Source organism: Qipengyuania vesicularis (genome assembly GCF_019711415.1).
Lineage (GTDB): Bacteria > Pseudomonadota > Alphaproteobacteria > Sphingomonadales > Sphingomonadaceae > Qipengyuania > Qipengyuania vesicularis.
Window position 1 is genome coordinate 620921 of the sequence record NZ_JAIGNJ010000002.1, and the last position, 13908, is coordinate 634828.

10 protein-coding genes and 2 riboswitches are annotated in these 13908 nt (G+C 62.8%); of the genes, 1 reads left to right on the forward strand and 9 read right to left on the reverse strand.

What is annotated here, in order from left to right:
* Positions 1 to 164 precede the first annotated feature (164 nt).
* From gcvH to K3146_RS08570, 7 genes are all read right to left on the reverse strand, one after another.
* The gene (gene gcvH, locus K3146_RS08540; RefSeq protein WP_221545837.1) at positions 165 to 536 is read right to left on the reverse strand and encodes a glycine cleavage system protein GcvH; all 372 of its coding nucleotides are present in this window, start codon (positions 534 to 536) and stop codon (positions 165 to 167) included.
* A gap of 4 nt (positions 537 to 540) precedes the next feature.
* A complete protein-coding gene (gene gcvT / locus K3146_RS08545; RefSeq protein WP_221545838.1) occupies positions 541 to 1713 on the reverse strand; it encodes a glycine cleavage system aminomethyltransferase GcvT in 1173 nt (390 codons plus the stop codon).
* A 49-nt stretch (positions 1714 to 1762) separates the two neighbouring features.
* Positions 1763 to 1862, reverse strand: a riboswitch (glycine riboswitch).
* Positions 1863 to 1958: riboswitch (glycine riboswitch) on the reverse strand. It lies immediately after the preceding riboswitch.
* A gap of 73 nt (positions 1959 to 2031) precedes the next feature.
* Positions 2032 to 2988 carry a sulfite exporter TauE/SafE family protein gene (locus K3146_RS08550; protein ID WP_221545839.1) on the reverse strand — a complete coding sequence of 319 codons (957 nt, stop codon included), beginning with the start codon at positions 2986 to 2988 and terminating at the stop codon, positions 2032 to 2034.
* Positions 2964 to 5579 (reverse strand): methionine synthase, encoded by a 2616-nt coding sequence (metH, locus tag K3146_RS08555; protein ID WP_221545840.1) that lies wholly within the window; start codon positions 5577 to 5579, stop codon positions 2964 to 2966. The genes K3146_RS08550 and metH overlap by 25 nt, the downstream gene beginning before the upstream one ends.
* Before the next feature lie 3 nt (positions 5580 to 5582).
* Positions 5583 to 6629, reverse strand: coding sequence for a homocysteine S-methyltransferase family protein (locus K3146_RS08560; protein ID WP_221545841.1), 1047 nt, complete (start codon positions 6627 to 6629; stop codon positions 5583 to 5585).
* A 3-nt stretch (positions 6630 to 6632) separates the two neighbouring features.
* Positions 6633 to 7553, reverse strand: a complete 921-nt coding sequence (metF, locus tag K3146_RS08565; protein ID WP_221545842.1) for a methylenetetrahydrofolate reductase — start codon at positions 7551 to 7553, stop codon at positions 6633 to 6635.
* Positions 7550 to 8521 carry an ArsR/SmtB family transcription factor gene (locus K3146_RS08570; protein ID WP_221545843.1) on the reverse strand — a complete coding sequence of 324 codons (972 nt, stop codon included), beginning with the start codon at positions 8519 to 8521 and terminating at the stop codon, positions 7550 to 7552. The genes metF and K3146_RS08570 overlap by 4 nt, the downstream gene beginning before the upstream one ends.
* 274 nt (positions 8522 to 8795) lie before the next feature.
* Between K3146_RS08570 and K3146_RS08575 the strand changes: the two genes are divergently transcribed.
* A complete protein-coding gene (locus tag K3146_RS08575; RefSeq protein ID WP_221545844.1) occupies positions 8796 to 10799 on the forward strand; it encodes a glycoside hydrolase family 3 C-terminal domain-containing protein in 2004 nt (667 codons plus the stop codon).
* Positions 10800 to 10818: 19 nt separating this feature from the next.
* On the opposite strand, the gene K3146_RS08580 is transcribed toward K3146_RS08575, so the two are convergent.
* The gene (locus K3146_RS08580) at positions 10819 to 12243 is read right to left on the reverse strand and encodes an aldehyde dehydrogenase family protein (RefSeq protein ID WP_221545845.1); all 1425 of its coding nucleotides are present in this window, start codon (positions 12241 to 12243) and stop codon (positions 10819 to 10821) included.
* A gap of 94 nt (positions 12244 to 12337) precedes the next feature.
* Positions 12338 to 13888: a hypothetical protein gene (locus K3146_RS08585; protein ID WP_221545846.1), complete on the reverse strand. Its 1551-nt coding sequence runs from the start codon at positions 13886 to 13888 to the stop codon at positions 12338 to 12340.
* Between the last annotated feature and the right edge of the window lie 20 nt (positions 13889 to 13908).

The following is a 13908-nucleotide window of genomic DNA, read 5'->3' on the forward strand; positions in this document are numbered from 1 at the left end:
GCCGCGCGGAAGACATCGTGTTAGCTCTCCGGTGACAGTGACCTCGCGTCCTATCAGCTCACGAGCATTCTCACGGACTTGGGAAACTGTCAGGGGGACGGTTGCGACTGGTCGAGCCACGCATCCGCAACTAAGGAGTGCAAGGGCTAAGACCAGAAACCGCATCAAAGCCCGTCGCAGAAGCTCTTGTAGGCCTTGTCGTCCATCAGTCCTTCGAGTTCGGACTTGTCGGAGACGGTCATCTTGAAGAACCAGCCGTCTTCCTCGGGCGAGGAATTGACCAGTGCCGGGTCGTCCTCAAGGCCGTCGTTCACTTCGACCACTTCGCCCGAAAGCGGGGCGTAGACGTCGCTCGCGGCCTTGACGCTTTCGACCACGGCGGCGTCCTTGCCCTTTTCGACCATGGTGCCGACGTCGGGCAATTCGACGAAGACGATGTCGCCCAGCTGGCCTTGCGCGTAATCGGTAATGCCAACCGTGGCAGTATCGCCTTCGAGGTCGATCCATTCGTGTTCATCGGTGAAATAACGGGCCATCAGGTCACTTCCCTCTGTAGTAGCGGTTGGGGACGAAGGGCATCGTTGCGACCTTCGCAGACAGTCTCTTGTTACGAACCTCGACTTCGAGTTCGGTTCCCTCCTGGGTGAGCTCGGTATCGATATAAGCCATGGCGATCGGGCGCTCGAGCGTGGGCGAGAAGCCGCCGCTGGTGACGCGTCCGACTTGGCTGTCGCCCGAGTAGACGAGCGCGCCTTCGCGAGCCGGCATGCGGCCTTCGATCTCAAGACCGACGCGCTTCTGCTTCGGGCCCTCGGCGAGAACCTTGGCGACCGCCTCATGACCCATCCAGCCGCCTTCCTCGCGGCGCTTCTTCGTCAGCGCGAACAGCAGGTCTGCGGAGACCGGGTCGGTCGCCTCGGTGATGTCGTGGCCGTAGAGAGGTAGCCCAGCTTCGAGGCGCAGGCTGTCGCGTGCGCCGAGGCCGATGGGGCGCACTTCGATTTCGGCGCACAGCCTGTCGGCGAGGCTCTCTGCGTGTTCCGCGGGCACCGAAATCTCGAACCCGTCTTCGCCGGTATAGCCAGAGCGGGTGATGCGCAGTGGCCATTCGCCGAAGTCGTGGGTGACCGAGTCCATGAACACCATGTCGTCGATCACATTGCGCATCACGCGGTTGAGCGCCGTGGCCGCGTTCGGACCCTGCAAGGCGATCAGCGCGTGTTCGTCCATATGCGTGAGCGTGACATCGTCATCCAGATGCTCGCGCAGATGGCCGATATCGTCCCATTTCATCGCCCCGTTGACGACGAGGTAGTAAGCCGGATCGCCCCAATGCCCTTCGGTGCCGGCCTCTTCATCTGCCTCGATCCATGGCGTGGCATTGGTGACCATCAGGTCGTCGAGAATGCCGCCGTCCTCGGCCATCAGCAGCGAATAGCGCGTGCGGCCGGGTTTCAGCGAAGCGATGGCACCAGGAAGGAGCTTCTCGAGTTCCTCGGCCGCCTTGTCGCCGGTGACCATGAGCTGGCCCATATGGCTGACATCGAACAGGCCCGCCTGCTCGCGCGTCCAGTTGTGTTCGGCGACGATGCCTTCGTACTGGATCGGCATTTCATACCCCGCAAAGGGCACCATGCGCGCGCCCTTGCGGCGATGCCAGGCATCGAGCGGTAGCGTCTGGATCTCGTCGATGGTTTCGTTGTCTTCGCTCAAGTCCCGTCCTTCAAAAGCATGGGAGCGCCCGCAAGGCGCCAAACCAACCCATGCCCCCTCTGTCGGGAAACCTGAGAGACTGGCCTGCAGATGAGCAGGCTTACCCCTTCGGTGGTCACCCGGACGGGTAACGCTTTCCAGAGTGTCGATGGCAGCGCACGGTCCATGTGCCTGAGAGTTTCCGGGGCGGTTGCTCCTTCGGCGTCGGGCGACTGTCACCGCCCGATCTCTCCCGTGCGCGCCTGCTGCAGAATCGCTCCTGCAGCCGACTTGCCTGCCCTGCGCGATCAAGCGGCGCGGGTCAATCGGGCAGATGGCTCAATTGGCGTTCAACCACAGCAAATAGAGCGCCGAGGCGATGATCCACACCCCACCGGCCGTCTTCAGGCGTCGCGCGCCGAGCCACAAGGCAATCGGGCGGGCGAGGAAGGCACCGAGCATCGCACCGGGTGCAGCGAGCAGGACCACTTCCCATTGCACTGTCTGTGCGTCGATATGCCAGAGAAGTCCCGCGATGCAGCTTACAGCCGAGATCACGCAGGCCGTGCCGACGCACAGCACCATCGGGTAGTGCCGCAAGAACAGGTAGAACGCGACGAGCTCGCCTATGCCGACGGAAAAGAGCGCCGTGATGGCCCCGCCCGGAATGGCGATGAGCAGCAGTGCAGCGAGGTCCCCGCGTGCGAGGCACTGTTTCTCGGGCAATGACCGGTTGAAGGTCCATGTCGCCACAATCAGGGCGAGGCCGAGTGCGATCGAGAACATCTTGTAGCCCATCAGCACGGCCTGTCCGTCGAACGCGATCAGGCGCTGGGTCGCAAGCATTGCGGGCAGGGAAAGGGCCAGAACGGCGCCGCTGACTATCCAGTAATCTCGCGCGCGCACCCGCGCCTCCAGACTTGCCGGTTGGTGCTGGTGGTAGAGCCGGTCGGTCCAGCGCAGCGCACCCAGGCTCATCCCGAAGGCCTGGATGCCCATCGACACGGCGACCACCTGGAGCGGATCGAGCTGCATGATCTCGAGATCACGCAAGGCATTGAAGACCGGCACGAAGACGACACCGCCCCCCGTCCCGGAAGCGTTCGCAATGATCGCCCCGATCACCCCGACACCGGGCAGGAACAACAACTTGGTCATGAGTTCCGGATCGCTCGGCACGACAAGCCAGCAGGCAAGGTAGGCGAGGAGCAGGACTGCCCCGCCCGCGATCGCGAGCCGGGAGGTGTGGGCCAGCGTCGGCTGGACCGAATTCAGTCTAGGTTGGGTCTCAGCCATCTCTCGGCGGTCGCCATATCCACCCCGCGCCGCTTCGCATAGTCTTCCAGCTGGTCGCGCCCGATACGTGCCACGCCGAAATACTCGGCCTCTGGATGGCCGAAATAGAACCCGCTGACCGCCGCCGTGGGATACATGGCGAAGTTCTCGGTCAGCGTGAGCCCTGCATTCGCGGGCGCGTCGAGCAAGTCGAACAGGATCGGCTTCAGACTGTGATCGGGACAGGCGGGATAGCCGGGCGCAGGTCGGATACCGCGGTATTCCTCCTTGATCAGCGCCTCATTGGTCAGCTGTTCCTGCGGCGCGTAGCCCCACAAATCGGTGCGCACATGCTGGTGGAGGCGCTCGGCAAAGGCCTCGGCAAAGCGATCGGCGAGCGCTTTCAGCAAGATGTCGGAGTAATCATCCTTGTCCTCGATGAAGCGCTTGGAGTGCTCCTCGATCCCGTGGATGCCGACCGCAAAGCCGCCGATCCAGTCACCCGCCGGGTCGATGAAATCGGCAAGGCACATGTTGGCCCTGTCACGAGATTTCTTCACCTGCTGGCGGAGGAAGGGCAGGACCGTGTGGGTTTCGCCGCTGTTGCCGTGGATTGTCACATCGTCGCCATCGCGGGCGCAGGGCCAGAATCCTGTGACGCCCCTGGCGGTCAGCCATTTGCCTTCGATAATCCGGTCGAGCATCGCATCGGCATCGGCCTTCAGCTGGCGGGCGGTCTCGCCCACCACTTCGTCGTCGAGGATGCGCGGATAGGTGCCGTGCAGCTCCCAGGCGCGGAAGAAGGGCGTCCAGTCGATATAGTCGCGAAGGTCGGCGAGCGACCAGTCGTCGAAGACATGAAGACCCGGCTTCAGCGGCGGCGCGGCCTTGTCACTGAGATAAGCGTCGAAGAAGTTTGCCCGCGCTTCCTCGATGCTCAACAGCACGCTTTGCGACCTGCCCTCCCGGGCCTCGCGAACCTTGACGTATTCGCTGGCGGTTTCGCGCACGAAGTCGTTGCGTTGCGTGTCGGACAGCAGGCGGCTGGCGACGCCCACAGCACGGCTTGCGTCGAGCACGTGGATCACCGGGCCATCATAGGCCGGGTCGATACGCAGGGCGGTATGGACCTTGCTGGTGGTCGCCCCGCCGATAAGCAGCGGCATGGACATGCCCGCGGTCTTCATTTCTTCGGCCACGGTCACCATCTCGTCGAGCGAGGGGGTGATGAGGCCCGAGAGGCCTATCATGTCGGCCTTGTTCTCGTTCGCCGCTTCGAGGATCTTCGCCCAAGGCACCATGACGCCAAGATCGACGACCTCGTAGCCGTTGCACTGCAAGACCACGCCAACGATGTTCTTGCCGATGTCGTGAACATCGCCCTTCACGGTGGCCATGATGATCACGCCCTTGGCCTTGGCGCCCTCTTCCTTCTCCGCTTCGATGAAGGGGATGAGATGGGCGACCGCCTTCTTCATCACGCGCGCCGATTTCACGACTTGTGGCAGGAACATCTTGCCGCTGCCGAACAGGTCACCGACGACGTTCATCCCGTCCATAAGCGGGCCTTCGATCACTTCGATCGGTCGACCGCCCGAGGCCGCGACGAGCTCGCGCGCTTCCTCGGTGTCGGCGACGACATGCGCGTCGATACCTTTCACAAGCGCGTGTTCGAGCCGCTTCTTCACGTCCCACCCGCGCCATTCCTCCGCAGCCTTCTCGTCGGCGGCGGACTTGCCTTTGTAGCTTTCGGCAAGGTCGATCAGCCGCTCGGTCGCATCCTCGCGGCGCATGAGGATCACGTCCTCGCACGCCTCGCGGAGCGTGGGGTCAATCTGGTCGTAGACGTCGAGCTGTCCGGCATTGACGATTGCCATGTCGAGGCCAGCAGGGATCGCATGATAGAGAAAAACAGAGTGCATCGCGCGGCGCACGGTCTCGTTGCCGCGGAAGCTGAAGGAGAGGTTCGAAAGGCCTCCGGAAGTCTTCGCATGCGGGCAACGCTGCTTGATCTCGGCAACCGCCTCGATGAAATCGAGCCCGTAGCGGTCGTGTTCTTCGATCCCGGTCGCAACGGCGAAGATGTTGGGGTCGAAGATGATGTCCTCGGGCGGGAAACCAATGCCGGTCAGCAGGTTATAGGCGCGGCTGCAAATCTCGACTTTGCGGTCCTTGCTATCCGCCTGGCCCGTCTCGTCGAAGGCCATGACGACGACTGCCGCGCCATAGTCCATGCACAGCCGCGCATGTTCAAGGAATTGCTCTTCGCCTTCCTTCATGCTGATCGAATTGACGATGGGCTTGCCCGAAACGCACTTCAGGCCCGCCTCGATCACATCCCATTTGGAGCTGTCGATCATCACCGGAACGCGCGCGATATCGGGTTCGGCGGCGATCAGCTTGAGGAAGGTGGTCATCGCCTTCTCGGCGTCGAGCAGGCCTTCGTCCATGTTGACGTCGATCACCTGCGCGCCGTTTTCGACCTGGTCGCGCGCGACCTCGACCGCCGTCTCGTAATCGTCGGAAAGGATCAGTTTCTTGAACCGGGCCGAGCCGGTCACATTCGTGCGTTCGCCGATATTGACGAAGCGGGCGGTGGTCAGGTCAGGCATGGATCAGGCAGCAATCGTAAATGGTTCTAGGCCGGCAAGGCGCATGTCGGGTTCGATAGTGGGCAGCTTGCGCGGCGTAATGCCGTCAACTGCTCTGGCCATCGCCGCGATGTGATCGGGAGTGGAGCCGCAGCAGCCGCCGAGAGCGTTGATCCGGCCATTGTCGGCCCAGACTTTCGTTAGCGCGGCGGTCGTGTCTGGCAACTCGTCATATTCGCCGAGATCGTTCGGTAAGCCTGCATTGGGATAGGCCATCAGGTATGTGTCTGCGATATCCGAGAGGATCTGGACATGCGGGCGCAGCTGCTCGGCACCGAAACTGCAATTAAGGCCCATCGTCAGCGGCTTGGCATGACGCACAGTATGCCAGAACGCCTCAACCGTATGCCCCGACAGGTTGCGGCCCGACAGGTCCGTCAACGTGAGCGAGATCATCAACGGAATGTCACGACCAAGCTCACGCTCCAGCTGCTTCACCGCCATGATCGCGGCCTTGCAATTGAGCGTATCGAAGACCGTCTCGATCAGGACGAAGTCTGCGCCGCCTTCGATCAGGCCGCGGGCCTGCTCGACATAGACGTCCACGATCTCGTCGAACGTCACCTCGCGGAATCCAGGGTCCTCGACATCGGGCGACAGCGAAAGCGTCTTGTTGGTCGGCCCCATCGCGCCTGCAATAAAACGCGGCACGCCATCCTTGGCAGTCGCATCGTCCACCGCTTCGCGAATGATCTTCGCCGCCGAGACATTGATTTGGTGCACGAGGTGTTCAGCCGAATAGTCGGCCTGACTGATCCGGTTGGCGTTGAAGGTGTTGGTGGCCAGGATGTGCGCGCCTGCCGCGATATAACTGTCGCAAATTGCGCGAATGACCTGCGGCTGGGTCAGGTTGACGAGATCGTTATTGCCCTTCTGATCAGCCTCCAGCCCGGTATCGCCCGCATAGTCCTCTGGCGCCAGCTTGGCACGCTGGATCTCGGTGCCATAGGGCCCGTCCTTGATGAGGATGCGCTTCGCGGCAGCGGCTTCGAATTCTTGGCGTTTCGACATGGGTCAGGCCTTCGGGCGCAGGCCGAGCATATGGCAGATCGCATAGCTCAGCTCGGCGCGGTTGAGGGTGTAGAAGTGGAACTGGCGGACACCACCAGCATAGAGGCGGCGGCACATTTCGGCAGCGATGGTCGCGCTGACCAGTTGGCGCGCTTCGGGGCGTTCATCGAGCCCGTCGAACAGGCCTTCCATCCAGTCGGGAATGGCCGTGCCGCACAGGCCCGACATGCGCTGGACGGCGGCAAAGCTCATTACCGGCATGATGCCCGGCACGATCTCGCCTTCGATCCCCGCCGCGGCGGCCTTGTCACGGAAATCGAAGAAACATTCCGGTTCGAAAAAGAACTGCGTGATCGCCCGCGTTGCGCCTGCGTCGAACTTGCGTTTCAGGTTGTCGAGATCGGCCTGGCGATCAGGCGAATCCGGATGGACTTCAGGATATGCGGCGACCGAAATCTCGAAGTCGGCGATCTTCTTGAGGCCTGCGATGAGATCGGCGGCGTTCTCATAGCCCCCCGGATGCGGCGTATAGCTGCCGCTTCCATCGGGCGCGTCGCCACGCAGCGCGACAATATGGCGCACTCCTTCTTCCCAATATTCGCGCGCGACTTGGTCGACTTCCTCGCGCGTTGCCTGCACGCAGGTGAGGTGGGCCGCTGCGGGAATTCCGGTCTCGCTGACGATCCGCCGCACGGCCTCATGCGTACGCTCGCGGGTCGATCCCCCGGCACCATAAGTCACCGAGAGAAAGCGCGGGTCGAGCGGCTCGAGAGTTTTGACGCTCTGCCACAGGGTCTCGCCCATCTTCTCGGTCTTGGGCGGGAAGAATTCGAAGCTCACTTCGATATCACCCGGGAGGCCCGAGAAGAGCGGCGATTCCAGCGCGCGCTGCGCTTCGCGCATCTGGTCGAGCGTGGGGCTCATGCAAAAGTCCTTTCTGCTGCGCGGCGCCTCTGCGCCACCCAAATCTTGATGCCGATCTCGCCATCGTCGAGCGAAATCGGTGCCGTCGGTTCGAAGCCCGCATCTTCGAGGAGGTCACGCATGTGCCCGTCAGCAAATCCGAGCCGCGCATGGGCGTGCTTCTCGCGCAGTTCCTCGCGCTGGTGTGCGGCAAAATCGACGATCGCTATCCGCCCGCCGGGGCTTGTCACCCGTGCCGCTTCGTAGAGCGCGGCCGCGGGGCTGTTGGCGAAATGCAGGACCTGGTGGAACAGGACGGTGTCGAAACTGTCGGGCGAAAAGGGCAAGCTCGTGAAGTCGCCCTGGACGACCTCTACGCGGTCGGCAGATATGTGTTGCAACTTGGCCCGCGCGACGCGCAGCATGGCAAGGCTCTTGTCGAGCGCGACGATGTGATCGGCCTTTTCCGCGAACAGTTCCGCCATGCGGCCGGTGCCGGTGCCGATATCGAGCAGACGCCCGAGGCGCCCCTCGCCCAGCGCTTCGGCGAGCGCCGATTCGACGTTTTCATCCGAGGAATGGAGGCGGCGCAGTTCGTCCCAGTCATGCGCATGCTCGGCAAAATACTCCTGTGCCTGGAGTTCACGCGCGGCCCGGATTTCAGCAAGCTTCTGGCGATCGGCCTCGCATTGTTCGGCGAAACCGGGGTCGATCGTCTCCGTTCGTGCCAGGAGCCGCGCGATGTCGGAGCGTACCGGCGCCATGCCCTGCGGATCGGAGGCAGCTCGAAGGAAGATCCAGCTGCCCTCACGGCGCCGCTCGGCCAGTTCAGCGTCGCACAGGATGCCGATGTGGCGCGAGACACGCGGCTGGCTTTGGCCGAGCACCTGCGCGATCTCGCCCACCGCCAGCTCCATCGAGCCTAGCAGCCGCATGATCCTGAGGCGCGTGGGGTCGGCCAGCGCGCGAAAGAGTGCCTCGGTACGCATCAGGGCTACATATAAAGATATTTTTATATCCGTAAATCGTCGCGGGAAAAACTTTGTCTTGGCCCGCCAAGCGCCGAATTTGCGCGGCTGCTTACCGGATATTCACCATTTTTCGCCACCACGAGACCCGGGCCAGCAGGTGCCCTGCCGCTGTTTCCGGGCTGTCCGGACGCGCGGCCACCCACCTGCGGGATTTGGGAATGGGCGCAATCATGCACGGCAGCAGAGCAACGCACGACCGCTCCAGCGCCACTTACGGCGGGCGAGATCCTGCATGAGCCAAATCGTCACCGATACCGAACGCGAGCGCGTCGTATCGGACCTGCTCGCGATAATGAGTCCGCTGGAAAAGGCAGGGCAGCTTGCGATCCAGCAGGCGCCGCGACCCGACGATCGCGACGGCATGGATCTCCTTGCCCGCGATCTGCGAGATGGTCGTATCGGCACGGTCAGCGGCATTGCCAGCCGTGAACAGGCCGAGTTTCTCCAGCTCGTGGCGCAAAACGAAAGCCGCCTCGGGATCCCCCTGCTCTTCCCCGCAGAAACCGGAACCGGCTTTGACACCATCTTTCCCACACCCTTTGCGTCGAGCGCGAGCTGGGACATGGATGCGTTGGCCGCCGCCGAGGCAGTGGTCGCCCATGAAGGGGAGACCAAGGGCTTCAACTGGGCACTGTCCCCCGAGATCGCCCTGACTTCCTCCCTGGACGAAACGCTCGCGCAGAGCTGCGGGGAGGAAGTATTTCTGGCAGCGCGGATCGCGGCCGCGCGCGTACGTGGATTGCAGTCTAACGAAGCCCAGCCGACCCTGGCTTGCCTCGAACTGACCGACGGCACAGCCGAAGCCCGGGCACAACTTGCCATTGCCATGGCGGCGATCAGCAGCGCCAAGGTCGGATCCATAGCCTTCGATGGAATCGCTGCAGAAGCCCGCTCGCGGATCGAGAAAGCCTTCAGCTTCCTAAAGGGGCCCGGAGGGTACGACGGCATCTTGCTGTCGGAGTGGCAGGCCATCGTCCACGACCTCGTGGGAGAAGGTCTCAAGGCGGACCGTCGCGGTGTGCCTGTCGACCTGCTGGTCGATGCATTGAGATCGCAGCGTATCGATAGAGAACGCGTCGACAATGCAGTTGCCCGCGTCTTGCGCGCCAAGTTCCGCCTGGGACTGCTGAGCGCCGCTCATGCTTCGCCGTTCGGCCGCCAGGCGAGTGCCCTTCCAACACCGGTACATAATCGCGAAGTTGCACTCGACGTGGCGAAACGCTGCGCGGTCCTGTTGCGAAACGAGCCGGACCTACTTCCTCTGGGAATCGATTCCGGGGACCTGCTGCTGGTCGGATCGGCCGCCGGCGATCGGCGCATACCCTTGGCCGGTCGCGATGGTATTGCGGCAAGCGTCATCGATGGTCTCGAACAGCTCGGCATCCCGCATCGCTACGTGCCCGGCCTCGCCCTTCGCGACAATGGCGACAGCTCCGACCGCATGATCACGGCCGACAGCATGGCGATCGGCATGGCGAGCGAGGCGGCGAAGCGCGCCGGGACGATCGTCATGGTCCTCGCGGGCAATGAGCGCGGCGACATCGGCGAGGCGAATGAAAAACTGCTTTCGGCGCTCTTTTCGGCCAATCCCAAGCTGGTCCTACTTACACTTGGTCCGAAGCCGATCGATCCGCTGGTCAATGGGAAACATCTCCCGAGCATTTTGCACGCCGGTCAGTTGGGCACGATGAGCGGGCATGCTCTTGCCGAACTCATCACCGGCGAGGCCGCGCCTTCGGGCAAGCTGCCGATCGCCCTACCCGGGCCCGATGGAGGGCCAGGAATACCGTTCGGTCACGGCCTCACCTATTCCGATTTCGCACTCACCAACCTGACGTACGAGGTCGGTCGCGACCGCATCTATGCCTATGCCGACCTTCGCAACCTGAGCGAGAGGGAAGGCGTCGAAACGGTTCAACTCTACCTGCGCCGCTTGGCCCAACCGGGAGAGAGGCCCGCAGCAGGCCGCATGCCCTTGGCAGATTTCCAGCGTGTCCGGCTGCGACCAGGCGAGCGCGAGATGCTGACCTTCGAAATCGGTCGCGACGAGATCGGCGAATACTCCGGAGACGGCCGCTTCCATGTCGAAGCGGGCGATTTCGAGCTATTCCTGGGCCTCAGCAGCCAGCGCGGGCTTGCCTGCGAGTTCGAGCTTCCCGCCGAGGTCGCGCGCGCCATGGCCGGCGTCGGCGTCCACCCCGGAACGCTGACAGGACTCTTCGGCACCGGCGGCTAGAAAGCCGCCGGCCCCATAATCAGACCTCTGCGTTGCGCTTGACGGTGATCACCTGCGGATAGGTGAATTCCTTGAGGCCATCGATCCCGTACTCGGCACCGAAGCCCGACTGCTTGTGACCGCCGAAGGGCGCGAGCGGCGAAATGTGCAGGAACTCGTTGATCCAGACGGTGCCGGTCTCAAGCTGTTCGGCAATCTCCACGCCCTTGTCGGTGTCCTTGGTCCAGACAGCCCCGGCAAGGCCGTATTCTGAATTGTTCGCGCGCTCGATGGCTTCTTCGACGCTGCCGAATTTCATCAGCGGCATGACGGGTCCGAACTGCTCCTCAGCCACGATGCGCGCGTCTTCGGGCGGATTGTCGAGGATAGTGATCGGCACGTAATAGCCCGTGCCTGAGGGATCGACATCGCCGCCGGTCAGGAACTGATAGCCATTGTCCTTGGCGTCCTGGATCAGCTCACACACGCGCTCGAACTGCTTCTTGTTCTGGATCGGACCGACGCCGGTGCCCTGCTGTGAGCCGTCACCCACGACCACACCCTTGGCGTATTCAGCGATGGCCTTGGACAGGTCGTCGTAGATGTCTTCATGGATGTAGATGCGCTTCGCCGCGACGCAGATCTGGCCTGCATTCGAAAAGCTCGACCAGAACAGCTGTTCGGCGACCTTCTCGACATCGGCATCGGGCAGGACGATCGAAGCGTCGTTACCGCCCAGCTCCAGCGTGATGCGTTTCAGATCACCTGCCGCACCTTCCATGATCTTCTTCCCCGTCGCGGTCGAGCCGGTGAAGGTGATCTTGTCGATATCGGGATGCTCGGTGATCAGCGGGCCGAGCTCGTCGGGACCGGTGATGATATTGACCGTGCCCTTGGGAACGACGTCCTTGACCAGTTCGGCGATGCGCAGCGTCGTGAGCGGGGTGAAGGGCGAAGGCTTGAGGACGATGGTGCAGCCCGAGATGAGCGCGGGCACGATCTTCTGGATCGCCATCATGACGGGGAAGTTCCACGGCACGATGCCGCCGACCACGCCCACCGGAACACGGCGGGTGCGCGAGAGGCGCGTGTCGTCATCCTGGTTGATGACGTCGTCCAGCGTCAGGCCCGACTGCGCTGCAGCCAGACCCGCCGCACCGAAGATCTCCATCTGGGCTTGTGCGTGCGGCTTGCCCTGTTCGGTCGTGAGCAGGCGGAAAAGCTCGTCGGCGTTTTCCTTGATCGCCGCGGCGATGCCGCGCACGACCTGCTGGCGCTCCTCTGCGCTGGTCTTGCGCCATGTCTTGAACGCCGCGCGGGCAGCAGCCACCGCGCGGTCCAGCTCTTCCTTGCCGCAGGAGGGGACAAGGCCGACCACCTCTTCATTGGCCGGATTGACGACTTCGAGCGTGTTGCTCGTCGTCACCATCTCGCCGTCGATCAGGTTCGCATAGGTCTTGGTCATGGCTCTCTCCTCAAGCGCAGAATCGGTTGCTTAGAGAGACCTTATATGCCGCGGGCCCGCGCGACAATGAGATTGGGAGGCAGGCTTGTCAGGCTCAGACGGCGTGCTGGTCTGTCGGCGGGGCGAGCGCAGGTCGCCAGCGTATCACAACGGCGATCATGGCGAAGAGCGGGACCAGCCAGATCAGGCGGCTGATGTAGCGCCACTGCGGCTCAACCACCGCGCCCCCGAAACCCGAAATCAGGATCATTGCGGATAGAGTCAGGAGCGCCCAGTTCCGCAGCGTGCGCCAGCGGTGGTCCGGATCGGATCGACGCTGGAAAAGACAAACCAGGAGCATCAGCAAGGACGCGACTACGGTGAGTTTCAGCACCGTGTCCATCAGCGCTTCGGGCCAGGCCTCCCTGTCGGCCAGCGTCGCCTTCATGTCCTCTCCCACCGATTGCGGGATCGCATCCCAGCAATAGGCCCTTGCCGAGCATGCCCGGTTCAATCCTGTGTACTGGACCCAGGTCAATTGCCGGAACGTGTTTCGTACGATGGCCATGCCCTGCCCGATCGGGTCGTGCAGCATGACGGCGATGGCGAAAGCTGTGTCTTCCTCTCCCATTGTCCGGCGCTCTTCAGGAGTGGCAAGCAGGTAGGTCCCCACGCCCGGCGTAGGGTTGGAAAGGATCGCCGAAGCATGGCTGGTATCGTTCAGTTCGACCCGGCAGATCTGGAAGCGGTTTCCATCGCAGCCACTGTCGATGAAGGATTTTCCCGGACCATCGGCAATGAAGCGGGCCGTCATCAGTGGCAGCATCTGCGGCTTCTTCCCGATCGCCGCCTCGGTCGCGAGCGCTGTGACCTGGAGCGAGGCGAAGCCGATGGCTAGCCCCGCGATACCGGCGATCCAACCCCGGCGTGGAACGTCGGGCGCCCATTTGACGAGACGCAATGCCAGCAACGCAGCCAGCATCCCTGCGATCATCACGATGTGGGTCATATGCGAGACGACTGCGGTAACGATCGTCATGAACAGGACGAAGACCTCGAATTTCGTCAGCTTCCCGGGCGTCGCTAGCAGGAGGAAGGCAACTATGCCGAAGGCCCCGAACCCATCGGCCAGGAGCATGCCGTTGTAGAAGGGCAGTGTCGTCAGCGCGGCCAGCAACAGCACGATGCCGGTGGTCGCAATCGGATCGGAAATGCCGAACCGCCGCAGGGCCAGGCGAATAAGAAAATAGGCGAGCCAGGCCTGGAATAGAATGAACAGCCAGAAATTGCTGGTGACATACCCCACCCACATCAGCGCGCCCATGTAGGGCGATCGCCCGGTCATCACGAGGCCTGAAGAAATGTCGTTATGCGTCCGAAACGCCGGATCCTCTGCCGGTTTCTCCGCGTCGGGTTCGCTGTCGCCAGAACCGGCTGGAAGCTTCTCGGTATAGCGTTCGCTCCAGTCGGTCGTGAATGTCTTGCCCGAAGCCATGTGGGCCGCCATGTCTGCGGCACGGATGTAGTTCGTCGTATCGTCGAAGAAGAAGGCAAAGCCGTTTGCCAGCGGCGTCCACATAAGGGCGAGGACACAGAGAATATGGAGCGCCCAATCGCGTATTGGGCTTGCGCCAGATGCCCGCTGCTGCTCGGCTTCGCTTGTCATCGCCCTACCCCCTCACGAAC

Coding starts and splice junctions, on each gene's coding strand:
- gcvH (WP_221545837.1), bottom strand. CDS start 536: ATGGCCCGTTATTTCACCGATGAACACGAATGGATCGACCTCGAAGGC.
- K3146_RS08575 (WP_221545844.1), top strand. CDS start 8,796: ATGAGCCAAATCGTCACCGATACCGAACGCGAGCGCGTCGTATCGGAC.
- K3146_RS08550 (WP_221545839.1), bottom strand. CDS start 2,988: ATGGCTGAGACCCAACCTAGACTGAATTCGGTCCAGCCGACGCTGGCC.
- metF (WP_221545842.1), bottom strand. CDS start 7,553: ATGAGCCCCACGCTCGACCAGATGCGCGAAGCGCAGCGCGCGCTGGAA.
- K3146_RS08570 (WP_221545843.1), bottom strand. CDS start 8,521: ATGCGTACCGAGGCACTCTTTCGCGCGCTGGCCGACCCCACGCGCCTC.
- K3146_RS08585 (WP_221545846.1), bottom strand. CDS start 13,888: ATGACAAGCGAAGCCGAGCAGCAGCGGGCATCTGGCGCAAGCCCAATA.
- K3146_RS08560 (WP_221545841.1), bottom strand. CDS start 6,629: ATGTCGAAACGCCAAGAATTCGAAGCCGCTGCCGCGAAGCGCATCCTC.
- metH (WP_221545840.1), bottom strand. CDS start 5,579: ATGCCTGACCTGACCACCGCCCGCTTCGTCAATATCGGCGAACGCACG.
- K3146_RS08580 (WP_221545845.1), bottom strand. CDS start 12,243: ATGACCAAGACCTATGCGAACCTGATCGACGGCGAGATGGTGACGACG.